The following is a 25,226-nucleotide window of genomic DNA, read 5'->3' on the forward strand; positions in this document are numbered from 1 at the left end:
TGCGTGGCATATCACGTCCTGGGCGTAATAGGCTCGCGCGCTTTCGTTGTCGTGGGCCTGGAAGGCGGGTGGACGTGGGCGCTGGGCGGTTGTACGCGGCCGTCGCGGCGGGGGGTTTCCGACGGTACGCGACGTACCGGACCGCGACGGCGGCCGGGGTGTTCACCAACACGGTGTTCGGACTCATCCTCGTGTACACGTACCTGGCGCTGTGGGACGTCCGGCCGCACCTGGGCGGCTACGACCCGGCGCAGGCGGTGACGTACGTGTGGCTGGGGCAGGCGTTCCTGGCGGCGCTGGCGATCGGTGGGGGCGGCGCCGAGGAAGAGCTGATGGAACGCATCCGTACGGGTGATGTCGCGATCGACCTGTACCGGCCGGCCGACCTCCAGCTGTGGTGGCTGGCGGCCGACGTGGGCCGGGCACTGTTCCAGCTGGTGGGGCGCGGGGTGGTGCCGTTCGTGTTCGGGGCGCTGTTCTTCCCGGTGTCCCTGCCGGTGGATCCCCTGACCTGGGCGGCGTTCCTCGGCGCGGTGGCGCTGGCGATGCTGGTGGGCTTCGGGATCCGGTTCCTGGTGGCACTGAGCGCGTTCTGGCTGCTGGACGGTACGGGCGTGCTGCAGATGGCCCGGCTGGCCGGGTTCTTCTGCTCGGGGATGCTGCTGCCGCTGAACGTCTTCCCGGGCGCGCTCGGCGAGGTGGTCCGGGTGCTGCCGTGGTCCTCGCTGCTCCAGGCCCCCGCCGACGTCCTGCTGGGCCACGCGGACCCGCTGGACACGTACGCCTTCCAGGGGACGTGGGCGGTGGCGCTGCTGGCGGCCGGCCGGCTGGTGCAGCTGGCGGCGACGCGGCGGGTGGTGGTGCAGGGTGGCTGAGATCACCGGACAGGCCGAACTCACCGGACACACGGCGGGCAACCGGCTGCTGGACGGGCTGCGGGCCTACCGTCTGATCGCCGGCATGTGGATCCGCTCCACGATGGCCTACCGCGTCTCCTTCGTCATGACCACGTTCGGGAACTTCGTGGCGAGCGGGCTGGACTTCGTGGCGATCCTGCTGATGTTCTCCCGTGTGGACGCGCTGGGCGGCTATCCGCTGCCCGAGATCGCCTTCCTGTACGGGCTGTCCAACACCGCCTTCGGCCTGGCCGACCTGGCGATCGGCTCGATGGACCGGCTGGGGCGGCGGGTGCGCGACGGCACCCTCGACGTCCTGCTGGTGCGGCCCGCGCCGGTGCTCGCCCAGGTGGCCGCCGACCGGTTCGCGCTGCGCCGGCTGGGCCGGGTGACGCAGGGTTCGCTGGTGCTGGGCTGGGCGCTGACGCGGCTCGACGTCGACTGGACGCCGCTGAAGCTGCTGCTGATGCCGGTGATGGTGGTCAGCGGCTGCGGGATCTTCTGCGCGGTGTTCGTGGCGGGGGCGGCCTTCCAGTTCTGGGCGCAGGACGCCTCGGAGGTGCAGAACGCCTTCACCTACGGCGGGACCACGTTGCTGCAGTACCCGCCGACGGTGTTCGGGAAGGAGCTGGTGCGCGGGGTGACGTTCGTCCTGCCGCTGGCCTTCGTCAACTGGCTGCCCGCGCTGTACGTGCTCGGGCGGCCGTATCCGCTGGACGTGCCCTGGTGGACGGCGTTCATGCCGCCGCTGGTCGCGGTGGGGTGCTGCGCGCTGGCGGGGGCGGCGTGGCGGGCGGGGCTGCGGTCGTATCGGAGTACGGGGAGCTGAAGGGGAGTGCAAGGGCGTATGACGATGACGGTGGACGGCGTGGACAGCGGTTTCATCGAGGTCGACCGGGTGGAGAAGGTCTTCGAGGTCCGCAGGAAGACCGGGTTCCTGCGGCGCGAGCGGCGGCAGGTGCGGGCGGTCGACGGGATCTCGTTCCGCGTGGCGCGCGGCGAGATGGTCGGCTACATCGGCCCGAACGGCGCGGGCAAGTCGACGACGATCAAGATGCTCACGGGCATCCTGACACCCGGCGGCGGCCGGCTGCGGGTCGCCGGCATCGACCCCTCCCGTGAGCGGACCCGGCTCGCGCAGCGCATCGGGGTGGTGTTCGGGCAGCGTACGACCCTGTGGTGGGACCTGCCGCTGATCGACTCCTACCGGCTGATGCACCGCATGTACCGCATCCCCGACGCCCGTTACCGCGTCAACCTCGACCGCTGTGTGGAACTCCTCGAGCTGGGCGCCCTGCTGGACGTCCCCGTACGGCAGCTCTCGCTCGGCCAGCGGATGCGCGGGGACATCGCGGCGGCCCTGCTGCACGACCCGGAGGTCCTCTACCTCGACGAGCCGACCATCGGCCTGGACGTCGTCAGCAAGGCCAAGGTCCGCGGGTTCCTGCGGGACCTGAACGCCGAGCGCGGTACGACGGTGCTGCTGACCACGCACGACCTGCAGGACATCGAGCAGCTGTGCTCACGGGTGATGGTCATCGACCACGGGCGCCTGGTGTACGACGGCCCGCTCGCCGGCCTGCGCGAGGCGGGCGAGAGCGAGCGCACCCTGGTGGTCGACCTGGAACGGGAGCTGCCGCCGATCGAGCTGCCGTCGGCGCGCGTGGTGCGGGTCGAGGGGCCACGCCAGTGGCTGGCCTTCCCCGCGGGCGAGTCGGCGGCTGTGCTGGTGGCCCGGATCGCGGCCGAGTACCCGCTGGTCGACCTGTCGGTACGGGAGCCGGACATCGAGACGGTCATTGGGAGGATGTACGCCGAGAAAGCGGTCTCGTAGGCTGCTGCCATGACGGAGGACCTCCCGGAGCTTCGCGCTTCAGACGCCGATCGTGAACGAGTCGCCGAACACCTGCGGGACGCCCTCGCGGAGGGGCGTCTCGACATGGCCGAGTTCGAGGAGCGGCTGGATGCGGCGTACAGGGCGCGTACGTACGGCGAACTCGCGCCGCTCACCCGGGACCTGCCCGTGCCCGGGGTGAGCGCCCCGGTCGTCGACATGACCAAGCGGCCCGCACAGGACAGCGGTTGGGCGGGCCGGGTGGTCGGCGGCGAGGGGACCTCGTCGTGGGCCGTCGCCGTCATGGGCGGCTTCGAACGCAAGGGCCGCTGGACCGCGCCCAAGCGGTTCAACTGCTTCGCCTTCTGGGGCGGCGGCAACATCGACCTGCGTGAGGCGAACTTCGCCGACCACGAGGTCGAGATCAACTGCGTGGCGATCATGGGCGGCGTGGACGTGGTCGTGCCGCCCGGCGTCGAGGTCGTGGTGCGCGGCGTCGGCATCATGGGTGGCTTCGACCACCGGGAGGACGGCGCCCCGGCCGAGCCGGGCGCCCCCCGCGTGATCGTGACGGGCGTGGCCTTCTGGGGCGGCGTAGGAGTCAGGCGCAAGGTCACGGAGGCGGAACGCCGCCGCCAGAAGGAAGAACGCCGCCAGGAAAAACTGGAACGCAAGGCCAGACGCCGAGAACTGTCATGACCGCGGGCGGCTGCGCCGGCGCGCGTCACAGCGCCGCCGGGGCCGCCCCCTTCAGCTCCCGGAGGTCGAACACCTCGCCCATCTTCCGGTACCCCCGGTCACTGGGGTGCAGATGGTCCCCGGAGTCGTAGACGGGCCGCAGCCGCCGCGGAGCATACGGATCCCGCAGCGCCCGGTCGAAGTCGACGACGGCATCGAACACCCGCCCGCCCCGGATCTCGGCATTGATCCGCTGCCGCACGGCCTCCCGCGCCGCCGTGTACCCCTGATGCCCCTCGAACGGCATCAGCGTCGCCCCCACGACCTTCAACCCCCGCGCATGAGCCTGCCCCACCAGCGTCCGCAGCCCAGCAGTGATCCTCTCCGGATCGGCGAGCCGCGGATTCCGCAGGATGTCGTTGATCCCGAGGTCGATCACCACGACCTTGACCCCGGTCCGCCCCAGCACATCCCGCTCGAACCGGCTCACCCCACTGGGATTGTCCGCGGGCCGTCCCCGCCCGCTCGCCAGCACCTGGTTCCCGCTGACGCCCTCGTTGACGACGCTGTAGCGCGGCACGTCGCCCCGCCCCTCCCCGACCGCGTCCCGCACCCGCCCGGACAGCACATCGGTCCAGCGACGGTTGGCACCGACGGTCGAGGTGATGCCGTCGGTGAGCGAGTCCCCGAGGACGACGACCGTCCCCTCGGCCTCGTCGCTCAGCACGTCCAGTGCGGTCAGGTAGCGCCAGACCGTCGTCCGCTCGGTGTACGGCGCCCCGGTCACGTCCTCGGTACGGTTCCCGGCGGCGACGTAGGAGATCTGCTGTGCGCGCGGGTGGTGGGTGACCGGTCCCGACGGAGTGGGGGAGTACGTGGTCACCAGTACGTCACCCCCGCGCGGCACGGCGATCCGCACCGCGTCGCTCATCACCTGCCCGCCGGCCGGCACCACGACCGAGGCGGCGCCGGAGAAGGCGAGCCGCCGCATGGTGCCCGCCGCGGCGGCCGCGCTGCCGTCACCGGCGGCGACCGCGATCGTGGCGTGGGTGATGGCCAGTGGGGACCGGCCGTAGAGATTGGACAGCGTGATCCGGGCACTCGTACCCGCGACGCTCGCGTGCACGACGTTGCGCACCGAGCGGCCCGCCGTGCCACGGGTCTCCGTACCGGGTTCCGCGGCGGCCGGGGAGGTGGCCCAGGCGCCGACCCAGGTGCCGGTGGAGACGGGGGCGGCGGAGGTGCCCGGGGCGCGGCCTCCGCCGAGGGAGTCGGCGGGGCGGCGGTGGGTGCCGGAGGCGGCCCCGGCGTAGATGGCGGCGGACACGACGACGATCAGTGCGACGATCGCGGTCAGCAGGGCACAACCGTGACGCTTGGTCATGCGGACGATGCTCTCCTCGGGCTCATCGGGCTCCTCGGGTTCCGCGAACGGTGGAAACCCGGGGCTCCGATCCGATGGGCCCATGATCCTTCATGGGCTCGGGAGTGTTGACGGAACCCTGCCGCCGACCCCCCTCCTGACAGACGCCGGGAACTCTCGTTCCGTTCCGGGAGTCGGTCAGGAAGGGACAATTGTGTGCGGGATCATCGAACGGGTGGAGTGGATGGAACAGACGACGCAGGCAGGCCCGGAAACGGCGGAAGCCGTCTCCCGCCGCTCGATGACCGTGTTCAGCCCCGCCGACGAGGAGCGGGCCCGCGGGGTGCGCCGTATGAAACTGACCGCCACCGGGCTCCTGCTGTTCGTCGCGGTGGTGTACGTCCTCGCCACCTGGGCCGAGCACGCGGGCGCCGGCGCCTGGACGGCCTACGTCGCGGCCGCCGCCGAGGCCGGCATGGTGGGCGCGCTCGCCGACTGGTTCGCGGTCACCGCCCTCTTCCGCCACCCGCTCGGCCTGCCCATCCCGCACACCGCGATCATCCCGAACAAGAAGGACCAGCTCGGCATCTCACTCGGCGAGTTCGTCGGCGAGAACTTCCTCTCCGAGGACGTCGTACGCCAGCGGCTGCGCGCCGTCGGCATCGGCAGCCGGCTGGGTGCCTGGCTCGCCCGGCCGGAACACGCCGACCGGGTGACGGCGGAACTGGCCACCGCGCTGCGCGGCGCCCTCACCGTCCTGCGCGACTCCGACGTGCAGGCCGTGGTCGGCGAGGCGATCACCCGCAGAGCCAACATGCAGGAGATCGCGCCCGGCGTCGGCAAGCTGCTGGAGAAGGTCGTCGCCGACGGCGGTCACAAACGGGCCGTCGACCTGATCGTCACCCGCGCCCACGACTGGCTGGTGCTGCACGGCGACTCCGTGATGGGCGCCGTGCAGGGCGGCGCGCCCGGCTGGACCCCGAGGTTCGTCGACAGGAAGGTCGGCGAGCGGGTCTACAAGGAGCTGCTGCGCTTCGTCACCGAGATGCGGGACATGCCCAGCCATCCCGCGCGCGGAGCCCTGGACCGCTTCCTCACCGACTTCGCCTCCGACCTGCAGTCCGACACCGACACACGCGCGCGTGTGGAGCGGCTCAAGGGCGAGGTGCTCGGCCGCGGCGAGGTCCAGGACCTGATCGCCTCCGCCTGGAGCGCCGTACGGTCCATGATCGTCGCCGCGGCGGAGGACGAGCGCAGCGAGCTGCGCCTGCGGGTACGGGCCTCGCTGCTGTCCCTGGGCGCCCGGATGGCCGAGGACCCCAAGGCGCAGGGCAAGGTCGACGGCTGGCTCGAGGGCGTGGCGGTGTACGTGGTGACGACGTACCGCAAGGAGATCACCTCCCTGATCACCGACACGGTCGCCGGCTGGGACGCCGAGCACACCACCCGCAAGATCGAGGCCCACATCGGCCGCGACCTGCAGTTCATCCGCATCAACGGCACGGTGGTGGGCTCCCTCGCGGGCCTGCTGATCTTCACGGTGTCGCGGGTGCTGGGGGCGTAGCCCGGTCGGCCGCACCGGGCGTGATCCCGACGGTTCGGGGGAACCCGCATGGCGTTCTGCTCGACGTGGAGGGAGCCCATGACCACCGCTGAGGCCGAGACCGGCCGTACCGTGACCACCAACATCCCCGCCAGACTCGACCGCCTTCCCTGGTCGCGCTGGCACTGGTCGATCGTCATCGGTCTCGGCACCGTGTGGATCCTCGACGGCCTGGAGGTCACGGTCGTCGGCAACATCGCCAGCCGCCTCTCGGAGCCCGGCAGCGGCCTCGCGATCAGTTCCGGCCAGGTCACGGGCGTCGCGGCGGCCCTGTATGTGGCGGGCGCCTGCATCGGCGCCCTGTTCTGGGGCCGCCTGACCGACCACTACGGCCGCAAGAAACTGTTCCTGATCACCCTCGCGGTGTATCTCGCGGCCACCGCCCTGACCGCGATCTCCTTCGAGGCCTGGTGGTTCTTCCTCTTCCGCTTCCTGACCGGCTTCGGCATCGGCGGCGAGTACGCGGCCATCAACTCCGCGATCGACGAGCTGATCCCCGCGAAGTACCGCGGCCGCATCGACCTGATCATCAACGGCAGCTTCTGGCTGGGCGCGGTCGGCGGCTCCCTGCTGTCGATCCTCGCCCTGAACACCGGCATCCTGGCCGCCAACGTGGGCTGGCGCGTGACGTTCGCGCTCGGCGCGGTCCTCGCCCTGGTGATCCTCCTCGTACGCCGTCACGTTCCGGAGAGCCCGCGCTGGCTGCTGATCCACGGCAGGGACCGCGAGGCGGAGGACATCGTCACCGGGATCGAACGCCGGGTCGAGCACGAGAAGGGCGAACCCCTCCCCGAGCCGCACGGCGAGATCACCATCCACCAGCGCGGCAGCGTGAGCTTCACCGAGATCGCCCGCACGGTCTTCGCCCGCTACCGCAAGCGCGCGACCCTCGGCTTCTCCCTCTTCATCGGCCAGGCCTTCCTCTACAACGCCATCACCTTCGGCTTCGGCGCGATCCTGACCAAGTTCTTCGACGTCCCCTCCGACCACACCGGCTACTATTTCGCCGTCATCGCGGCCGGCAACTTCCTGGGCCCGCTGCTGCTGGGCCACCTCTTCGACACGGTCGGCCGCCGGGTGATGATCTCCTCCACCTACCTGCTGTCCGGCCTGCTGCTGTTCGGCACGGCCTGGCTGTTCGACCGGGGCACGCTGAGCGCCGGCACGCTGACGGCCTGCTGGTGCGTGGTGCTGTTCTTCGCCTCGGCCGGCGCCTCCAGCGCCTACCTGACCGTCTCCGAGGTCTTCCCGATGGAGACCCGGGCGATGTCCATCGCCTTCTTCTACGCCCTCGGCACCGCGGCCGGCGGCATCAGCGGCCCGCTGATCTTCGCCGACCTCACCAGTACCGGCAAGGTCGGCGACACGGTCCTCGCCTTCCAGATCGGCGCCGGCCTGATGTGCGCGGCGGGCCTGGTCGCCGCCTTCCTGGCGGTCAACGCCGAGCAACGCTCCCTGGAGGACATCGCCAAGCCGCTGTCGGCGGTGACGCGGAAGGCGAAGGCGGCGACCAAGGGCACCAAGGGTCCCCGCGGCGACGCCACGCCCCCGTCGTCGAGCCCGGCCTGACGGTCGCCACGCTGCCGGATGCCCGGTGCTCCGCTTGGAGCACCGGGCATCCGGCAGTATGACCCCGTGCCCCTCCTGCCCGGAACCCGTGATCGCGCCGCAGGCGCCGCCGCCGACCCGGTACGGATACGCCTGGCGGCGGCGGGGGCCGCGGTGGTGACCATCGGAGCGGGGCTGGGGCTCAGGGCCGTGGCGGCGGGGAGCGTGGGCAAGTACGGCGGAGACGCGCTGTACACCGTCCTGCTTCTGGCCCTGGTCGTTCTGGTGGCGCCCCGGGCAACGCCCCTGACGGCCGCCGCAAGCGCGCTGGCTGTCAGCTGGGGGATCGAGTTCCTGCAGCTCAGCGAGGTGCCGGCGGAGCTCTCCCAGCGCAGTGCCGTCGCCCGCCTCGTGCTCGGTTCCACCTTCGATCCACCCGACCTGTTCTGGTACGCGGTCGGCGCGGCAGCGGGCTGGCTCGTCCACACCGCGGCGGGCTCCTTCTCGTCACGGGGGCGTACGGGGTGCGGCGCGCTCAGGCAGGAGGACCAATGAGCGCGCATCCGTCCGGCTCCGGTGCCCCGTCGCGGCCGGACCGCTACGGGAACCGGCCCCTGGCTGCCTCGTCGCCGTCCTGGCGCTCAGGCCGGCTTCGGCTCCCCGACGGCGTTCCGCGAGCGCTTCCGCAGGGTGGTGGGGACGAGCCCGAGGGCGTACCGGAGGGCGTTCCGGGCGACGCGGGCCTGAGAGAAGGGGACTACCGGAGGCTGCGCCGATCGGCGACGACCCAGGAGGCGAGGGCGACCGCCCCCGCGACCCCGAACACGGACGGCCAGGCGCCCACCTTCTTGGCCGGCGGATGCGACCCGGCGAACGCGGCGACGTACGCGGCGGTGAGCGCCCCGGCCGCCTTGCCGCCGGCCCTCTCCCGCCACTGCCGCGCGGCAGCGGCCCCCGCGACGGCCAGTACGGCCCCGCCCAGCTGCCGCTTCCCGGTCCACCGAGCCACGCCGTACCCACCGACGAGCCCACTGGCGGCGACCACAGCCGCAGGAACCCTGGCCATCACTGCCTCCCGAGGAAGTAAGAACACCCCGAGGCCAACCCGTACGCGGACCCAAGCCTCGGCATGGTCACTCCTCACCACGGACGACGGTGACGGGGCAGTGCGCGTGGTGCAGCAGGGCCTGGCCGACCGAGCCGAGCAGCAGCCCGGTGAAACCGCCGCGGCCGCGGGCACCGACCACCACCAGCTGGGCGGACCGGCTCGCCTCGATCAACGCCTCCCGAGTCCTGCCGTGCACCACCTTGTGCTCCACCACCACACCCGGGTACCGCTCCTGACAGCCGGCGAGCGCCTCGGCCGTCAGACGCTCTTCCTCCTCGGCGAGCGCGCCCGGCGGGTTCGCGTACGGCATCGACACATCCTGCGGGGCGGGCAGGGCCGCATTCCACGTCGTCCAGGCATGCAGCGCCACCAGCGGCGCCTTCCGCAGCTCGGCCTCGGCGAAGGCGAAGTCCACCGCCCTCCGGCCCGCGGCCGAGCCGTCCACACCCAGGACGACCGGACCCTCGGCCTCCGGCTGCCCGCGCACCACCAGCACCGGACACCGGCCGTGCGCCGCCAGGTGCACCGCCGTCGACCCCACCAGCAGCCCGACGAACCCGCCCATCCCCCGGGACCCGACCACCACCAGTTCCGCGGCGCGTGACTGGGCCTCCAGCACGGTCAACGGCTCACCCGTCACCACGGCATGGGAGACGTCCACCCCCGGCGCCACCGCCCGCGCCCGCTCCACCGCCTCGGCCACCAGTCGGTCGGCCATGTTCTGAAGCCCACCCTCCGGCGGACCCAGCGGCGACGGCCCCAGGGGCACATGCATCACGGGCCACAGAAACGCATGCACCACCCGCAGCTCCGCCCCGCGCAACCGCGCCTCCCGAGCCGCCGCCTCCACCGCGGCAAGACTCGACGCCGACCCGTCCACACCCACGACCACGAGACCGGGCACCATGCCTCCTCCACCTGAACGTTCTTGCTTCCGCCCCAGGGTCGCCCAGGGAGCACCTTGCTGCCATGGGCCCAAGGGCCCCATGCGTGGGCCGTCCGGCACACAGGTGGGGCACCCGGCAGCGAGGAGCTGCCGGTGAGACACAGGTCACACGTCTGGACCCCGGGGGCCCGTCACATCCACCGGTCCGGCTCCGTCGTAGGGATGGAACCAAGAACCGAAGCGGACAGACCCATACGAAGGAGCCCAGGGTGGAACCCCGTCTCAACCCCCTCGAAAACCCCGTCGCGGCCAGTTTCCTCCGCCGGATCGTCTCCGCGAGCAAGCCCCTGACGGACTCGGGACTCCCGGCGTCGACGCAGGAGCTGGTGAAGATCCGCGCCAGCCAGATCAACGGCTGCGCCTTCTGCACCGACATGCACACCAAGGAGGCCGCCCACGCCGGCGAGACGGCCGTACGCCTCAACCTGGTCGCGACCTGGCGCGAGGCCAAGGTCTTCACCGAGGCCGAACGCGCCGCCCTCGAACTGGCCGAGCAGGGCACCCGCATCGCCGACGCCGCGGGCGGAGTGAGCGACGAGGCCTGGTCCAACGCCGCCAAGCACTACGACGAGGACCAGCTGGCGGCCCTGGTCTCCCTCATCGCCCTGATCAACGCCTTCAACCGCCTCAACGTCATCATCCAGCAGCCGGCGGGCGACTACGAGCCGGGCATGTTCGGCTGACGACGCCTGCCCAGGCCGCACAGGCGCGATGGCCCAGCCCGGGAAGGGGCTGGGCCATCGCGTTGACGGGGCAGGTGGCCGAACATGAGCCTGGTCTTGTCAACTTTCATCCTTCGGGCTATATAAGAAGTGGTAGGGCATCGCACAACAGCACCACACGAAGGGAGTGACCTGTGATGCTCATGCGCTCCGACCCGTTCCGCGAACTCGACCGCCTCGCGCAGCAGTTCTTCGGACCCACCCGCCCGGGTGCGATGGCGATGGACGCCTACCGCTCGGGAGACGACTTCGTCGTCCACTTCGACCTCCCGGGGGTCGACCCGGAGAGCATCGACCTCGACGTCGAGCGGAACGTCCTCAACGTCCACGCCGAGCGCAGGTCCCCGGCCCCCGAGGGCGCCGAACTGATCGTCGCCGAACGGCCCACGGGCACCTTCTCCCGCCAGCTCTTCCTCGGCGAGACCCTCGACACGGACCGCATCGACGCCTCCTACGAGGCCGGCGTCCTCACGCTGCGCATCCCGGTCGCCGAGCAGGCCAAGCCACGCAAGATCCAGATCACCGGCGGCAGCGACCGCAAGCAGCTCAGCGGCTGAAGCGGCCTGCCGAACGCGTCCCGTGGGCCCGGTACCCCGCCCACGGGACGCGGCGACGTGTCCGGACGGACCTACGACCCACGCGGAGGAGGACCACAGGATGATCGCGCCGACGGTACGGGGCGAGACCACGACGCGAACCATGAGCATCCGCAACGAAGCGGCTGAGCAGCGGAAATGGAGGGAACTGACCGAGAAGGTGCAGGAAGCCGGCCAGTACACGACGAGAGCGGAGGCGGAACGCGTCACCCGCATCGTCCTGTCGGCCCTCGGCGGCCACATCACCGGCGACGAACGCGTGGACCTGGCCCGCACCCTCCCCCAGGAAGCGGCCGGAGTGATCGCCTCCCAGATCCCGGTCACCCGCCCCCTGACGGCATCGGAATTCGTCGACGCGGCAGCAGCCCGCATCGACGGCTCCACCCCGGCCACGGCCCGCTGGGACGTCAGCTCGGTCCTGAGCGTCCTGTCCGACCTCCTGGACCAGGACCTGCTGACCCGCATCCTGGCCCAACTCCCACCGGGCTACGCCCTGCTGTTCGGCCGAGCGGAACTGACGCCGACGCAGTAGGGCACGCGGAACACGCACGGGAAGCGGCCGCCGCCACCAGCGACCAAACCCTGGCGGTGGCCGCCGCCGGGTGGCACAGGGGCACCCGGCATCGACGGCGCGGCGGTGATCCGCAGCAGTCGTCTGCTCCCCGTCGTCACCGGTCCCACGGTCGCGTACTCGTGTCGCCACCGGCACGGTGCGGCGGGGATGCGCGCCGAGCGCGGGAGACGGGTGGTGCAGTCACAACTGCCTGATGCGGCAAGCGGCTCCGCCTGTGGATCTATGCCTGGCCGAAGGTCCAGACGAGCACCACCTGCTTGTCTTCCGGTATGCCCCCGGCGCGGCCGTACGTCGCCAGTGCCGCCGGGTTGTCCTCGTCCGTGATCACCCACATGCCGTAGCAGTCGCGTTCGCGCGCCAGATCCGCAAGCGCCGACGTCAGAGCCCGGCCGACACCGCGCCCGCGGAACGGCTCGTCCACACCCAGCTCGTACAGGAACATCTCGGTGCCCTTGTCCGGATGTGTCATCTCGACGCCGGTGACCATCCCTGCCGGGACGCCGTTCACGTAGGCGATCAGCAGGTGGTGACGCTCGTCCGCCAGGAACCGCTCAGTCGCTTCCGGCCGAGGAGGTGCGTCGAACAGATGCCCGGCATCCCTGACGGCCTCGACCTGAGTGACGCGGCGGATCTCCATGCGGGGATCCTGACAGGTCTCGGCACGGAGGACACCGAATTTTTCTCCCCCCACCAGAGCCTCCGGCTCCAGCGCCGGGTTCCGCACCCAGCCTCCGCGAACAGATGAGCGACGTCGTTCGTGCCATTGCCGTCCTGCTGTCACACCATCAGACGATCAGGCCATCGACCCGGCCTCGGCGCGGCAAGCGTGAACAGCGAGCCCCGGCTGCCAAGCTCTCGATGTCTCACCGTCGACTGTGCGCGAGCTCGTCAGCTGCGTGGCGGCGTGACCTGCACTGATTACCGCGCGTTGAACGGACATCGCGTGAATTCGGAAACCTGTGCGGGTGCGTCGGCCGGGTGAGGGGTCGTCATGGGCGCAAGGCCCTGGCGGGCAGGGTGGCTGCCGTGGTCCGGTCCGTGACCCGCCTGTCCCGGTATGCCGGGGCTCATCGCGCCGGCAGTTCCAGGCGACTCGCTGCCGCATGGGTGAGCAGGCGTCAGAGATCACCTCGAAGGCCTAATTGTTCATCAATCCGCCTGTCTTACTTGACTATTTGACACTTCATCAGCAGCTGGAGAGTACCCCGTTCGGCCCCTCGGTGCCGGTCCTCCCGATATATCCGAAATGACAGCTTTGGGGGCCGTCAGTACGTTCGATCACAAGTCGGCCGTCAAAGCCGGCCTCTCTGAGAAGGAGCACAGCACCATGATCATGACCCGTTCTCACGCGATCACCACGGCCGTCGCGGCCGCCGCGGCCCTGACCGCGACCGGCATCACCTACGCCACGGCCGCCCCCGCATCGGCACCCCAGACGGTCTCGGCCGTCGTCCAGCAGGCACCCGTTCCCGCCCAGGCGCCCACGGGCGGCGAAACCGGACCGGGGCAGGGCAACGAGCGCGGCGAGCGCGGCGAGGGCAACGAGCACGGCGAGCACGGCGAGCGCGGAGAGCGCGGAGAGCGCCGCCACCACGAGGTGGGCCGGATCTTCATCAACGAGCGGTCGTTCTCCGCCCACCCGGACGGCTGCATCACCGTGGTGAGCGGCCTGGGCTCCAAGAGCTTCAACATCCGCAACGACAGCAAGCGGACCGTCGAGTTCTTCCGCGGGGTGACCTGCGACAACGGCGCCCCCGTCGCCACGGTCGGCCCCCGCAGCGAAGCGAACGGTGTCAGGCCGGGGCACGTCGAGGGCATCCACGTCGAGGACGGAGTGGTGGGCAGCTTCCGGGTGATCCACCACGGCAATTTCGAGTTCGGCAATTTCGAGTTCGGCAATTTCGACTTCGACGAGTTCGAGTACTGAGCCGGCCGCATGAGGCGAACCATGTAGAACCCCGGCCCGCCGTAATCGGGCCGGGGTTCTGCTTTCAGCCCCCGCCCCGGGGCACCCAGCTCGTGGTGCCCGCACCTGACCATTGCCTGACAGTCCACGTGCCTGCCACGCCATCCTAAAACCGGGCAGTAGGTGCTGCGAGCCCGCCCGCGCTGACGTCCACCTGCTTCACCGGCTCACCCTCAAGGGGATTCCCGCTGGAACACCCCCTGTTGGTGTTGTTTCCGAGCGACGGCCACCGGTCTCCTTCGCGGCGGTCGGGCGAGCCCGAACGGGTGACGAAAGCGCAGACCGCACACCTGGCCCGGCTCCCTTCCCCGACCTGAGACTGTGACCACACGGTACTTTCCCCACCCAAGACCCCACGGGGACGAGTGGTACCCGAAACGCCGGTGGACGTACGCCGCCCAGGCCGCGTTCGGCGAGTCCCCGGACTTCACCGTCCGGACCTGGCCGGCCCGGGTGAGGATCCACTGACTGAACGTCGCCGAGCCGGCCGGCCGACCGGTGCGGCCGGCACGGCGCCAAGACGTCCCGTATCGAGAACGCCCTCACCGTGCCGTCCACGAAGGACATCCGGGCGTGGGCCGCCGCCTGCGGGGCCGCGGGAACGGCGGACGACCTGGTCGCCCAGTCGCTGCATGCCGAGTCGATGTGCACAGAGTGGCGCCACCGTGTGCGCAGCGGCCTGAAGCAACTGCGGGACGAAGCCGTCCGGTTCTTCCACGAGACTCGACTGTCCCGCGTCCACTCCTCGTCGCCGGTACCCGGCCTGCTCCGGACGGAGGGCTACGCCGCCGGCGTACTGGGCATCAGCGCCCGCTTCCGCGAACTCCCCGTCGACGACAGCACGGGGGCCGCCAGAGCACGCGTCAACCGCTCGGGGTCGTGTCCCGCCTCGTGGTGCAAGCGACCTCGCTCGACGCGTTCCGGTAAGCCGCACGCCGGCCACCCCATGGGACACGGCTCACGCATCGCGCGCGGTTGACCTGCTGTCAGCGCCATGGGTGGCCCCTGAACCGCGTCGATGCGGCGGTGACCTGCGCATTCCGAGTACCTGATCGGCTACACCACCTGGCGGGACGCGATCCCGCTCGGGTGTGATCCGCGAGCCGGGGCACGGGTTCGTCCTGGTGGTCGAGGAGTCCGCCCTGTACTGCCGCGTCGCCGACGAGGACTCCATGTCCGCCCAACCGGGCCACCTCCTCGCAGCGGACGCGCTGCCCCAGGTGTCGCTCGGCATCATCCCGTCGGCAACCCGTGACCGAGCCCCATGGCCGCGCGAGACGTTCCACGCCCACGAGGACAAGCCCGTGTCGGTGGAACTCGTCTCCGCCCAGGTCAGGATCATCCAGCCGTCCGAGATCGCGCTGTGCCCGAAGGCGTTCGAGCGACTGAGGAGCACGGCCGTTCACGGCACGGAGGCGAGAGCCCTGGTCGTCGGGGCGATCGAGGCGCTGCGGTGGGCAGGCGCCCTGGAGACGTCCTCAGCCGGGTCCCGCCGACCGGTCAGGCTTCTCGCGGGTCGAGCACAGCATCGCCCACCCGAAGAACTGGCGGGTACCGGTCCGTCACATCGGCCGCCGTAAACAGATGAGCGACGCCGTCCAGGCCATTGCCGCTCTGCTGTCCGGTCCGGGCCGGATGGCGGACGTCATGGGCGCAAGGCCCTGGCGGGCAGGGCGGCTGCCGTGGTCCGGTCCGTGACCCGCCTGTCCCGGTATGCCGGGGCTCATCGCGCCGACAATTCCAGGCGACTCGCTACCGCATGGGTGAGCAGGCGTCAGAGATCACCTTGAAGGCCTAATCGATCATCGATCCGCCTTTTCCATTGGGCTATTTGACGTGCCGTCAGCGACTGGGGAGTACCCCGTTCGGCCCTCCGGCGCCGGCCCTTCCGATATGCCCGAAATGACAGCCCTGGGGGTCGTCAGTACGTTCAATCACACGTCGGCTTTCAAAGTCGGCTTCTCAGAGAAGGAGCACAGCAACATGATCATGACCCGTTCTTCTGCCATCACCGCGGGCATCGCGGCCGCCGCGGCCCTGACCGCGACCGGCATCACCTACGCCACGGCCGCCCCCGCGCCGGCGCCCCAGGCGGCCCCGGCCGTCGTCCAGCAGGCACCCGCTCCCGCCCAGGCGCCCCTGGGCGGCGAAGGCGGACAGGGAAAGGGTAACGAGGGTAACGAGCGCGGCGGCGAGCGCGGCGGCGAGCGCGGCGGCGAGCGCGGCGAGGGCAAGCGCCACCACAGGGTGGGCCGGATCTTCGTCAACGAGCGGTCGTTCTCCGCCCACCCGGACGGCTGCATCGTCGTGGTGAGCGGCCTGGGCTCCAAGAGCTTCAACATCCGCAACGACAGCAAGCGAACCGTCGAGTTCTTCCGCGGGGCGACCTGCGACAACGGCGCCCCCGTCGCCACGGTCGGCCCCCACAGCGAAGCGAACGGCGTCAAGGTGCACCACACCAGGGGCATCCACGTCAAGGACGGAGTGGTGGGCAGCTTCCGGGTGATCCACCGCCACCACGGCAAGGAGGACTTCGACTTCGACTTCGACTACTAGAACCAGCCGCATGAGGCGAACCATGTAGAACCCCGGCCCGCCGTAATCGGGCCGGGGTTCTGGTCTCAGCCCCGCCTTCCGTGGGCACCCAGCTCGTGGTGCCCGCACCTGACCATTGCCTGACAGTCCACGTGCCTGCCACGCCATGCTAAACCGGACAGTAGGTGCTGCGAGCCTGCCCGCGCCGACGTCCTCCTGCTTCACCGGCTCACCCTCAAGCAGATTCCCGCTGGAACACCTGCCGTTGGTGTTGTTCCCGAGCAACGGCCACCGGTCTCTTCCGCGGCGGTCGGGCGAGCCCGAACGGGTGACGAAAGCGCAGGCCGCACGCCTGGTCCGGCTCCCCTCGCCCGGCCCGCGACCGCAAGCACACGGGCCCGGGGTGGAGTGACAAGCCGCGCGACCACACGGCAATTCCCCCACCCAAGACCCCACGGGATGAGTGATATGAGCAATCACCTGGTGGAGGACGCGAGCGACGACAGCTACGTCATGGACATTCTCGACATCACTTTGGCCCCCGCACTGCCGCGCCTCGGACACCCGGTCCGCTGGGAGATGGACAGCCGTCTCAAGGAGACGGTCGACCTGACCCGGGTCACCTGCAGGGTGATCATGAAGATCGGCCCGATGAAAATACTGGACAGAAGCTACAGGCTGCCCGATCTGCTGGAAAGCATGGGCACGAGCCTCTCGGGCGACCCCCGGCCGCCCGCCGGGCCGTGGAAGCAGACCTGGAACCTTCAGATCCCCAGGACGGTACCGGTGGCGAGGCATCGGATCCACCTGCGCGCCCGAACGGGAGACGGGAAGAACTTCCTCGCCCTGGACATTCCCGTCGCCTTCAGCCACAGATGGGCCACGACCAGCGACGACATCGGCTCACCGAACCGCCCCGGGCTCGACAGGGATCTCAGCTGGTCACTGTGACCCGGAGCTTCCGCCCAGGCGGAGCGGTGAGTGCCGGGCGGAGGAAGCCGGCGCCGATACGGAGCGTGCGATGCGGAATCCCACGTCGTCGATGCGGAAGGTCGGGTGGCTGCGGCGTCGTACCGAGGCCCGGCAGCTCCAGTGCTCGTCGGACCACCCGCCTCCGCGCAGTACCCGGTAGGTGCCGTAGACGTCGGGGTCGTAGAGGTCCCAGCACCAGTCCCAGACGTTGCCGAGCATGTCGTACAGGCCCCAGGCGTTGGGCTGCTTGCCGCCCACCGCGTGGGGCCGCTCGCCGGAGTTGCCCCGGTACCAGGCGACCTCGTCGAGCGGGCCGTGGCGCGGTCCGGCGGTGCCGGCCCGGCACGCGTGCTCCCACTCGGCCTCGGTCGGCAGCCGGTACCCGTCGGCGCAGGCGTCCCACTCGACCGCCCCGCCGTCCTCGTCGCACCGGGGATAGGCGGGGGTCAGCCCCTCGCACCGGGACAAGGCGTTGCAGAACCGCACCGCGTCCCACCATGACACGCCCTCGACGGGCAGTCGGTCCCCTCGGACGGCGCTCGGCCGCCGTCCGGTGACCTCCGTGTACAACGACTGCGTGACCGGGACCGCCGACATCCAGAACGACGCGACCTCGACCGGCCAACTGCGCCGCGTCCGCCGGTCCGACAGCGTCACCCGCCCCGCCGGAACGGCGACCATCCCGTTTCCCGCCCCCGCATCCACGACAGGCGACCCTACCGTTCGGGTCCGGCCATGGGTTCGCCGTGCTCGTGATCGAGTCCTGGTTCGTCGATGACGGAACGAGCGCAGGTTTCGTTCTGTGGGGACTGGGCTCAGCGGCGCAGGGTGGTCTCCCGCCGCATGTGCGACAGTTTCGCGGGGTTGCGCACGGCGTAGAGCCCGGTGATGAGGCCGTCGTCGATGCGCACCGCCACGACGGTGTCGATCGCGTCGCCCTGCCGGAGAACCAGCGCCGGGTAGCCGTTGACCTGCGCCGGCCGCAGCGACCCCACGGCGGCGATCCTGCCCAGCCCGGCGGCCAGCAGCCGGCCCACCTTGTCGGCCCCCACGACGGGCCGCGGGACGGCCTGCTTGACTCCGCCACCGTCGCCCAGGAAGACGACGTCCGGCGCGAGGATGTCGAGCAGGCTCTGCAGGTCGCCCGTTTCGGCCGCCCGCCGGAACGCGTCGAGCGCGTCCCGGGTCTCGGCCGGGGAGACGACCCCGCGCGGCCGGCGCGCCGCGACATGGGCCCGTGCCCGGTGCGCGATCTGACGGACCGTGGCCGGACTCTTGTCGACGGCTTCGGCGATCTCGTCGTACCCGAGGTCGAACACCTCGCGCAGCACGAACACCGCCCGCTCGGTCGGCGCGAGCGTCTCCAGCACCAGCATCATCGCCATCGAGACGCTGTCGGCCAGCTCGACGTCCTCGGCCACGTCGGGCGTGGTGAGCAGCGGCTCGGGCAGCCAGGAGCCGACGTAGGACTCCCTGCGGCGGCCGAGCCTACGCAGCCGGCTCAGCGCCTGGCGGGTGGTGATCCGGACCAGGTACGCACGCCGGTCCCGCACCGTGCCGAGACCGACGCCCGCCCACCGCAGCCAGGTCTCCTGCAGGACGTCCTCCGCGTCGGCGGCCGAGCCGAGCATCTCGTAGGCGACGGTGAACAGCAGGTTGCGATGGGCGACGAACGCCTCGGTGGCCAGGTCCGTGCGTCCACCCCGGCGAGCTGCCCGGCCGTGTCCTCGGTGTGCTCGCTGTCCTCGGTGTCCTCGGTGTCCTCGGTGTGCTCGCTGTGCTCGCCCTTCACCGGCTGCTCCCGCCTGTTCGCTCCCGACGATCCCACGCGCACAGGACGCCGGTTGCCGCGGCTTTGTGACACCCACGAGCGGTGGCGCACGTCACACGACCGCCCCGTCACAAGGAGCGGGTCACCGGCATCTCGTGTTCGTCCAGTACGACACCACGAGTGAGGACGAAGCCATGGACGCCCGGTTCGACCTGTTCGACAACGAGCTCGCCACCAAGTTCGCCAAGCGGTTCGCGGGCGCCGGCCTGGTGATCCACCAGTCGTCGCTGCCGAAGTCCACGCAGGAGCTGGTGTCGCTGCGCGCCAGTCAGATCAACGGCTGCGGCCACTGCATCGACATGCACACCAAGGAGGCCGCGGCCGCCGGGGAAACCGCGGTCCGGCTCCACCTGGTCGCCGCCTGGCGCGAGTCCACCGTGTTCACCGAGGCCGAGCGGGCCGCGCTGGCGCTCGCCGAAGAGGGCACCCGGCTCGCCGACGCCCACCAGGGCGTGTCCGACGAGACCTGGGCCGAGGTGCGCAAGCACTACGACGACGACCGGATCGCCGCGCTGGTCTGCCTGGTCGCCCTGATCAACGCGGCCAACCGGCTCGCCGTGATCGTCCACCAGCAGGGAGGCTCCTACGAGCCCGGCATGTTCGCCGCCGCGTTCGACTGACCGGCGGACGCGTTCGGCCCCGGCCCGGATCACTCGATCCGGGCCGGGGCCGCGCAGGTCCGGGCGCGGCCATGACGCCCCTGAACACATGGCTGGACGGTCCGTCAGGGCGGCCCAGCGGCCCTCAGCCGCCGGGCTCCTTTCCCGCCTTCCTGGTCAGAGCGCGTGGGCTTGTCCTCACAGGGGGCGACGGCGAATGGGAGCGGCCCCCACCCTGCCCTGACAGACAGACGCTGACCTCCCACGCCGGACCGGCGGAGCACTCGGGGTCCGGCCGCCGGCGCTTCGGAAAGCAGCACATGCCCCCAGGACGCGACCGCCCTCACCCTTTGGCCGCGCGCTTCATCCCTACTTTCTGCGGGCTCTGACTGCCTTTTTCTTCCCGGAGCTTGTCGCGGTTCTGCCCGCTCGGCCGGCCTGGGACCTGTGGGGCGGCGAGGAGGGCTGCGGGACGGTGGCGGTCGGCCGGGCTGCGAACTCCCGGGTGATCTCGGTCTGGGAGCGGATGGATTCGGGCAGGTCGGGGATACCCAGGAGGGTGTCGCACGCCTGGAGCGAGGCGGGAAGATCGCCCACCCAGTACGCGGTGATCGCGTACTCGAAGAGCAGGCCCCAGCGGTACACCCAGGACCTGGTGAAGAGCAGGTCGCCCGGTTCCTCCCGGCCGACGACGGCGCCGAGGACGGCGTGCGCGGTGTGCCAGCGGCCTTGGACACGCAGGCGTGAGGCGAGTTCGTAGCAGGCTTCCAGCCGCTGGGGACGTGAGTCCCAAGCGCGGGAGAAGGCGTCCATCGCCCCGGCCCAGTCGTTGCCCCTGTCGGCCTTGAGGATGCCGGCCTCGAGCAGTGAGCAGTAGACCTCTTCCGCCCAGCCGCCCATCGCGGCACGGCGCTCGTACAGCGCGATCGCCTCTTTCACGTGGCCCAGGTCGCGTTCGGTGTTGGCCAGGTAGAAAACCGTGCGCGGGTTGGAGGGATCGCGTTCGAGTTCGCGCCGCAGCAGGCGTGCGTCGCGCTCGGACTTGTCGCCGCGGCAGCCGCCGTCGGCATGGTCCTCGATCACCAGCGCGTCGAGGTTCTCCTGGAGGTCGGGCCCGTCGGCGCAGGGGTACTCGTGGGTGACGCCTTCGTAGCGCCAGGCCAGGTCGCCGCGCATGAGGTGCTTGAAGCGGTGCTGGGTGTCCGGTGTGTCGTAGCGCAGCATGTACGAGGTCGCGGTCAGGCGCGGCAGCGGTGCGTCCTGGCGCAGTACGTGGTCGGCGTCGAGGGTGAGCAGGTAGTCGGCCCTGCCGCGGGCCCGTCGGATGTTCTGCGTGCGGTTGTGGCCGAAGTCGACCCAGGGCTCATCGTGGAGCTCGCCGGGAATGCCGTCGAGAGTCTTGCGGATCAGGTCCTGTGTGCCGTCGCTCGAGCCGGTGTCGGAGATCACCCAGGTGTCGATCAGGTGGCGTACGGAGCCGAGGCAGCGTTCGATCACGCGGGACTCGTCCTTGACGATCATGCACAGGCAGATGGTCTGCTTCGTCACGCCTCACCGGTCCCGGATACTGGCTGGCCTCTTCGCGCGGGAGCGTTCACCACCGTGGCACGTGCTGAATCCGCGACACGGCATCCACGCACAGGCATGGATGACCCGTCATCAGTCGTGGTGACACCTCGTTTGCCGGAGAACTGCCCCGTTCGGATTTTTCACATGGGCCGATTTGCTGACGCATGAACGCGCCACGGCCGGGCACGCCGCTCGTCCAAGGGACGGCAGGTCAAGCTCCCGCTCATGGAAACCTTTCGCACACCCGTTGGACAAGGGAGCACCTAGATGAATCCTGGGGGCACAAGACGCCGGCCATGGGGGCCACTGGCGCGGGACGGCTTCAGGAAGGCGGGCATGCTGGCCTCGCTCGCGCTGGCCCTGACAGCCTGCGTGGCCGGTCCGGCCGCCGAGTCGATGCGGGGCACGGCAGACCCCACGGCCGTGGCGTACGGCGGTGACAAGGACGAGTGCACGCACAACTCGCACAAGGCCCGTCAGCAGCACTACCGCACGGCCTCACTCGACGGTGGCGGCGGCAACGGCAAGGACCACTGCCGTGGAGCAACGGGCCCCACCGGTCCGCCTGGTCCGCCTGGTCCGTCGGGGCCACCTGGTCCGTCGGGGCCGCCCGGAGCTGTCGGGCCGTCGGGTCCGCCCGGGGTTGCCGGGTCGCGGGGCCCGTCGGGTCCGCCTGGTCCGTCGGGGCCGCCCGGGGTTGCCGGGTCGCGGGGCCCGTCGGGTCCGCCTGGTCCGTCGGGACCGCCCGGGGTTGCCGGGTCGTCGGGTCCGCCTGGTCCGTCGGGACCGCCCGGAGTTGCCGGCCCGTCAGGGCCGCCTGGTCCGTCCGGGCCGCCCGGGGCCGCCGGTTCGGCTGGTCCGTCAGGTCCGCCGGGCCCGTCGGGGCCGCCCGGAGCGACCGGCCCGTGCGCGGACATCGACACCGTCGCCCCATCGAGGTCGGAGCAGTTCAGCGCGGTGATCACGGGTGGTGTCACGTCCGTGGGCCGCCAGGACCTCCTGCCCACCATGGGCGCCTACACGTGGGTGAATCTCAGCGGCAACACCAACTACCCAGGGCCCTCGGTCTGTGGTGTCGGCGTCTCCACCCAGGGCAACGACCTGTGGGTCCAGGTCCTGACGACCGGCGGGCAGGTCTGGCAGACCCACTGCAACGTGCCGGGGACGACCCTTACCTGTACGGAGGCGTGGGTCCAGCAGAAGCCTCCGCCCACGTCCCCGAGTGTTCTGGGCCCAAGGAACGGTTCGGTTCCGGGCAGCGGCCCGAACCGCCGTACCGGCCCGCTGCCCACCAGCTTCCCGTAGAACGGCCCGGTCAAGTAGCCCAGGCGATCCTGAACCGGCCTGGTGTCCTCCGCCGTGCCCGGCACAACCGACCGGGCACGGCGGACGCCGGAGGCCGTAGCGGCATTCGGACGCCGCGGGCCGGTACGGCCGACAAACCGAACCCGGGGGCGTTCCTCATCACCGTCGGCGTCCTTGTCACGCGGCGGGTACGAGGCCATGGGCACCTCCGGCAGAAGCCGGCCGTGCGGCGAGCCGGCCGACACCATGCTGGTCATACGCCGACGGCGCAGCCCTCCGCCACGCCGCGTCACGACACCTTAACGAGCAACAGGCTTGACCCCGCAGGCGGAAGTGGAGGATTTGGGCCACCTGCGATCTGGGAAGATACGCCCGCGGGCAGGCGGCGGACCCGCGGACAGTTCATCCTCACGCGCGGCGGCGAGTCATGCCGCGAGGTCGGAGGGGTGGCGGGAGCTCAGGTGCTGGAGGACTGCGGTGTTGTGGCGGCGGGCAAGTGGATGGTGATGACGGCGCCCCCGTTCGGGTGGTTGGCGGCTGTGACGGTGCCGCCGCAGTCCTGCGCGATGTGCGCCACGATGGCCAGGCCGAGGCCGGACCCGGGCACCGAGGGAGCGCTGGTGGCGCGGTAGAAGCGGTCGAAGACGTGCGGCAGGTCCGCCGGGGCGATGCCGGGGCCGTGGTCGCGTACCTCGATCCGGTCGGGGCGGACGGTGACGTCGATCGAGGTGCCGTCCGGGCTGAACTTGACCGCGTTGTCGAGCAGGTTGCTGACGGCGCGCAGCAGTTGCCCGGGTTTCGCCGCGATCCGCACCGGGGTGGTGTCCATGACGACGGCTCGCCCGCTGCGGCGCCGGGTCCGGTCGCTGGCGCGTTCGACGAGCTTGTCCACGTCGACGTGCTGTGTGGCCTCGTCGCCGTGCCGGTCGAGCGCGAGGGCGACGAGTTCGTCGACCAGGGCGGACAGCGCACGCAGTTCGCTGTCGAGGTCGGCCAGGACGCGCTCCCTCAGGTTGCCGCCGAGGGCCGGGTAGCGCCGGAGTGTGTCGACGTTGGAGCGCAGGCTGGTCAACGGGGTGCGCAGCTCATGACCGGCGTCCTGTACCAGGCGGTGCTGCTGCTCGCGGGAGCGGGTGAGGGCGGCGAGCATCGCGGCGAAAGCGCGGGCGAGTCGCCCGACCTCGTCCCGGCGGCCGGTGGGCACCTCGATGCCGAGGTCGCCGGTCGCGGCGATCCTCTCGGCCGTTGCCGTGAGCAGGGTCACCGGGGCGCTGGTCAGCCGGGCGATGAGGACTCCGGCCGCGGCGGCCAGGGAGGTGATCACCAGGCCCACCGTTACGGACTGGGTGCGCGCCCCATCGAGCACCCGTTGGGTGGGGGCGAGACTGCGGGCGATCCTCAGCTCGCCGGCAGGCAGCGAGATGGTCATCACCCGGTAGTCCTGCCCGCTGAGCGTTTCGGTCCATGGGCCCTGCTCCGTGTCCGGGCCGCCGCCGCGGGCCGCCGCTCGGAGTATGACGTTGGGCGGGCCGAGCAACGTGATGACACCGCCGTCCGCGAAGACGCACTGGACGACATCGGGCATGCCCGCGACCGCAGGCAGACTGGTCTTTCCCGCGGCCCCGCTGACTCCGACCACGGCCACCGGGCAGTAGTTGTAGATCGTTGCTGTGCCGGACGCGGTCAGCGCCGCCGCGAAGCTCTTCAGCCCGGCATCGGCCGCTGTGTACAGGCGCTGGCTGGTGACCGCGTAGTTGATCGAGCCGGCCACCGCCACCGACAGTCCGGCGAGCGCGACCAGGGCGAGCGCGAGTCGGGTCCGTAGGGTCATGACTGCCTCAGCGTGTAGCCGACGCCCCGCAGCGTGTGGATGAGCCGCGGCCGGCCACCGGCTTCCAGCTTGCGTCGCAGGTAGCTGATGTAGACCGCGAGCGCTTTCGAGTCCGGCCCGAAGTCGTAGTCCCAGATCCGCGAGTAGATGGTGGACTTGGGGAGCACCACCCCGGCGTTGCGGGCCAGCAGCAGGAGGAGTTCGAACTCGGTCTTGGTCAACTCGATCTCGCAGTCCCCGCGCCAGGCACGGCGGGCGGCCTCGTCGATCAGCAGATCGGCGACCCGTATCTCGTGTTCCGGCTCGCTGGACCCGTTGTCGCTGATCCGGCGCAGCAGCGCGCGCAACCGTGCCAGCAGCTCCTCCAGCGCGAACGGCTTCGGCAGGTAGTCGTCGGCGCCGGCGTCCAGGCCGGCGACGCGGTCCGACACTTCGGTACGGGCCGTCACGATCAGGATGGGTGTGCGGTCCCCCGCCGCCCGCAGCCTGCGGCAGACGGTGAGCCCGCCCGCCTGCGGCATCATCAGGTCGAGCACGATCACGTCGGGGGGCCGCGCCGATATCTCGTCGAACGCGGCGGCCCCGTCGGTGACCGCCTGGACGTCGTAGCCTTCCAACTCCAGAACGCGCGCGAGTGACTCACGCGTGGCGCGGTCGTCTTCCGCCAACAGGACCCGGTGGGACATTCGCCGGATCCTTTCATGGCTCTGGACATGTCCGATAGGCCGGTGGGTGTTTTCCGCCCCTGGC

The 25,226-nt window shown here is 70.9% G+C and carries 26 protein-coding genes and 1 pseudogene; 18 read left to right on the forward strand and 9 right to left on the reverse strand.

All coding sequences use genetic code 11. The annotated features are described in order from the left end of the window. The first annotated feature begins 74 nt into the window (after positions 1–74). The 4 genes from ACX25U_RS22850 to ACX25U_RS22865 are packed head-to-tail and all read left to right on the forward strand — an operon-like array spanning position 75 to position 3,429. Positions 75–875 (forward strand): ABC transporter permease, encoded by an 801-nt coding sequence (locus tag ACX25U_RS22850; RefSeq protein WP_454394445.1) that lies wholly within the window; start codon positions 75–77, stop codon positions 873–875. Next, positions 868–1,725 carry an ABC transporter permease gene (locus ACX25U_RS22855; protein WP_454382714.1) on the forward strand — a complete coding sequence of 286 codons (858 nt, stop codon included), beginning with the start codon at positions 868–870 and terminating at the stop codon, positions 1,723–1,725. Before ACX25U_RS22850 ends, ACX25U_RS22855 begins: the two co-directional genes overlap by 8 nt. Before the next feature lie 24 nt (positions 1,726–1,749). Continuing rightward, positions 1,750–2,730 carry an ABC transporter ATP-binding protein gene (locus tag ACX25U_RS22860; protein ID WP_454394447.1) on the forward strand — a complete coding sequence of 327 codons (981 nt, stop codon included), beginning with the start codon at positions 1,750–1,752 and terminating at the stop codon, positions 2,728–2,730. A 9-nt stretch (positions 2,731–2,739) separates the two neighbouring features. Continuing rightward, complete coding sequence (locus ACX25U_RS22865) at positions 2,740–3,429, forward strand: DUF1707 SHOCT-like domain-containing protein (protein WP_454382715.1); 690 nt, start codon at positions 2,740–2,742, stop codon at positions 3,427–3,429. Positions 3,430–3,454: 25 nt separating this feature from the next. Here the strand turns inward: ACX25U_RS22865 and ACX25U_RS22870 are convergent, their stop codons facing one another. After that, a complete protein-coding gene (locus tag ACX25U_RS22870; RefSeq protein WP_454382716.1) occupies positions 3,455–4,792 on the reverse strand; it encodes a GDSL-type esterase/lipase family protein in 1,338 nt (445 codons plus the stop codon). Between the two features lie 223 nt (positions 4,793–5,015). On the opposite strand from ACX25U_RS22870, the gene ACX25U_RS22875 reads away from it, so the two are divergent. The 4 genes and pseudogenes from ACX25U_RS22875 to ACX25U_RS22890 form a co-directional block, all read left to right on the forward strand. Next, the gene (locus ACX25U_RS22875) at positions 5,016–6,335 is read left to right on the forward strand and encodes a DUF445 domain-containing protein (protein WP_454382717.1); all 1,320 of its coding nucleotides are present in this window, start codon (positions 5,016–5,018) and stop codon (positions 6,333–6,335) included. Between the two features lie 78 nt (positions 6,336–6,413). Then, positions 6,414–7,943 carry an MFS transporter gene (locus tag ACX25U_RS22880; protein WP_454382718.1) on the forward strand — a complete coding sequence of 510 codons (1,530 nt, stop codon included), beginning with the start codon at positions 6,414–6,416 and terminating at the stop codon, positions 7,941–7,943. A 75-nt stretch (positions 7,944–8,018) separates the two neighbouring features. Next, positions 8,019–8,477 carry a ribosomal maturation YjgA family protein gene (locus ACX25U_RS22885; RefSeq protein WP_454394449.1) on the forward strand — a complete coding sequence of 153 codons (459 nt, stop codon included), beginning with the start codon at positions 8,019–8,021 and terminating at the stop codon, positions 8,475–8,477. 27 nt (positions 8,478–8,504) lie between these two features. Further along, positions 8,505–8,669 (forward strand): annotated as a pseudogene (locus ACX25U_RS22890) (AraC family transcriptional regulator); the annotation flags it as partial. 10 nt (positions 8,670–8,679) lie between these two features. Here ACX25U_RS22890 and ACX25U_RS22895 read toward each other — a convergent pair. Then, positions 8,680–8,988, reverse strand: a complete 309-nt coding sequence (locus ACX25U_RS22895; RefSeq protein WP_454382719.1) for a hypothetical protein — start codon at positions 8,986–8,988, stop codon at positions 8,680–8,682. 67 nt (positions 8,989–9,055) lie between these two features. After that, positions 9,056–9,937, reverse strand: a complete 882-nt coding sequence (locus ACX25U_RS22900) for a universal stress protein (RefSeq protein ID WP_454382720.1) — start codon at positions 9,935–9,937, stop codon at positions 9,056–9,058. 248 nt (positions 9,938–10,185) lie between these two features. Here ACX25U_RS22900 and ACX25U_RS22905 point away from each other — a divergent pair, with 248 nt between their 5' ends. The 3 genes from ACX25U_RS22905 to ACX25U_RS22915 all read left to right on the forward strand — a co-directional run bounded on the left by ACX25U_RS22905 (position 10,186) and on the right by ACX25U_RS22915 (position 11,826). Continuing rightward, on the forward strand, positions 10,186–10,659 hold the full coding sequence (locus ACX25U_RS22905; RefSeq protein WP_454382722.1) for a carboxymuconolactone decarboxylase family protein: 474 nt from the start codon (positions 10,186–10,188) through the stop codon (positions 10,657–10,659). A 176-nt stretch (positions 10,660–10,835) separates the two neighbouring features. Then, positions 10,836–11,255, forward strand: coding sequence for an Hsp20/alpha crystallin family protein (locus tag ACX25U_RS22910; RefSeq protein WP_454382724.1), 420 nt, complete (start codon positions 10,836–10,838; stop codon positions 11,253–11,255). A 142-nt stretch (positions 11,256–11,397) separates the two neighbouring features. Then, entirely contained in the window at positions 11,398–11,826 is a 429-nt protein-coding gene (locus ACX25U_RS22915) for a DUF2267 domain-containing protein (RefSeq protein WP_454394451.1), read from the forward strand. Positions 11,827–12,088: 262 nt separating this feature from the next. On the opposite strand, the gene ACX25U_RS22920 is transcribed toward ACX25U_RS22915, so the two are convergent. Beyond that, positions 12,089–12,505 carry a GNAT family N-acetyltransferase gene (locus ACX25U_RS22920; RefSeq protein ID WP_454382726.1) on the reverse strand — a complete coding sequence of 139 codons (417 nt, stop codon included), beginning with the start codon at positions 12,503–12,505 and terminating at the stop codon, positions 12,089–12,091. A 690-nt stretch (positions 12,506–13,195) separates the two neighbouring features. Here ACX25U_RS22920 and ACX25U_RS22925 point away from each other — a divergent pair. The 5 genes from ACX25U_RS22925 to ACX25U_RS22945 all read left to right on the forward strand — a co-directional run bounded on the left by ACX25U_RS22925 (position 13,196) and on the right by ACX25U_RS22945 (position 17,320). Further along, positions 13,196–13,795 (forward strand): hypothetical protein, encoded by a 600-nt coding sequence (locus ACX25U_RS22925; protein WP_454382728.1) that lies wholly within the window; start codon positions 13,196–13,198, stop codon positions 13,793–13,795. A gap of 586 nt (positions 13,796–14,381) precedes the next feature. After that, on the forward strand, positions 14,382–14,813 hold the full coding sequence (locus ACX25U_RS22930) for a hypothetical protein (protein WP_454382730.1): 432 nt from the start codon (positions 14,382–14,384) through the stop codon (positions 14,811–14,813). A 112-nt stretch (positions 14,814–14,925) separates the two neighbouring features. Then, positions 14,926–15,414 carry a Scr1 family TA system antitoxin-like transcriptional regulator gene (locus ACX25U_RS22935; protein ID WP_454382732.1) on the forward strand — a complete coding sequence of 163 codons (489 nt, stop codon included), beginning with the start codon at positions 14,926–14,928 and terminating at the stop codon, positions 15,412–15,414. Between the two features lie 403 nt (positions 15,415–15,817). Then, entirely contained in the window at positions 15,818–16,390 is a 573-nt protein-coding gene (locus tag ACX25U_RS22940) for a hypothetical protein (protein ID WP_454382734.1), read from the forward strand. A gap of 447 nt (positions 16,391–16,837) precedes the next feature. Next, entirely contained in the window at positions 16,838–17,320 is a 483-nt protein-coding gene (locus ACX25U_RS22945) for a hypothetical protein (protein WP_454382735.1), read from the forward strand. On the opposite strand, the gene ACX25U_RS22950 is transcribed toward ACX25U_RS22945, so the two are convergent. Then, positions 17,312–18,022: a formylglycine-generating enzyme family protein gene (locus ACX25U_RS22950; protein ID WP_454382737.1), complete on the reverse strand. Its 711-nt coding sequence runs from the start codon at positions 18,020–18,022 to the stop codon at positions 17,312–17,314. The two genes, ACX25U_RS22945 and ACX25U_RS22950, sit on opposite strands and share 9 nt — an antisense overlap. Positions 18,023–18,156: 134 nt before the next feature. Then, positions 18,157–19,029 carry an RNA polymerase sigma-70 factor gene (locus tag ACX25U_RS22955; RefSeq protein WP_454394453.1) on the reverse strand — a complete coding sequence of 291 codons (873 nt, stop codon included), beginning with the start codon at positions 19,027–19,029 and terminating at the stop codon, positions 18,157–18,159. Between the two features lie 277 nt (positions 19,030–19,306). On the opposite strand from ACX25U_RS22955, the gene ACX25U_RS22960 reads away from it, so the two are divergent. Next, positions 19,307–19,792 (forward strand): carboxymuconolactone decarboxylase family protein, encoded by a 486-nt coding sequence (locus ACX25U_RS22960; RefSeq protein ID WP_454394455.1) that lies wholly within the window; start codon positions 19,307–19,309, stop codon positions 19,790–19,792. Between the two features lie 348 nt (positions 19,793–20,140). On the opposite strand, the gene ACX25U_RS22965 is transcribed toward ACX25U_RS22960, so the two are convergent. Then, entirely contained in the window at positions 20,141–21,319 is a 1,179-nt protein-coding gene (locus ACX25U_RS22965) for a glycosyltransferase (protein WP_454382739.1), read from the reverse strand. Positions 21,320–22,321: 1,002 nt separating this feature from the next. Between ACX25U_RS22965 and ACX25U_RS22970 the strand changes: the two genes are divergently transcribed. Beyond that, complete coding sequence (locus ACX25U_RS22970) at positions 22,322–22,645, forward strand: hypothetical protein (RefSeq protein ID WP_454382740.1); 324 nt, start codon at positions 22,322–22,324, stop codon at positions 22,643–22,645. Positions 22,646–23,102: 457 nt separating this feature from the next. Here the strand turns inward: ACX25U_RS22970 and ACX25U_RS22975 are convergent, their stop codons facing one another. Then, the gene (locus ACX25U_RS22975; protein WP_454382741.1) at positions 23,103–24,476 is read right to left on the reverse strand and encodes a sensor histidine kinase; all 1,374 of its coding nucleotides are present in this window, start codon (positions 24,474–24,476) and stop codon (positions 23,103–23,105) included. Next, positions 24,473–25,162, reverse strand: coding sequence for a response regulator transcription factor (locus ACX25U_RS22980; RefSeq protein ID WP_454382743.1), 690 nt, complete (start codon positions 25,160–25,162; stop codon positions 24,473–24,475). The genes ACX25U_RS22975 and ACX25U_RS22980 overlap by 4 nt, the downstream gene beginning before the upstream one ends. Positions 25,163–25,226 lie beyond the last annotated feature (64 nt).

Source organism: Streptomyces sp. JNUCC 63 (assembly GCF_054366325.1).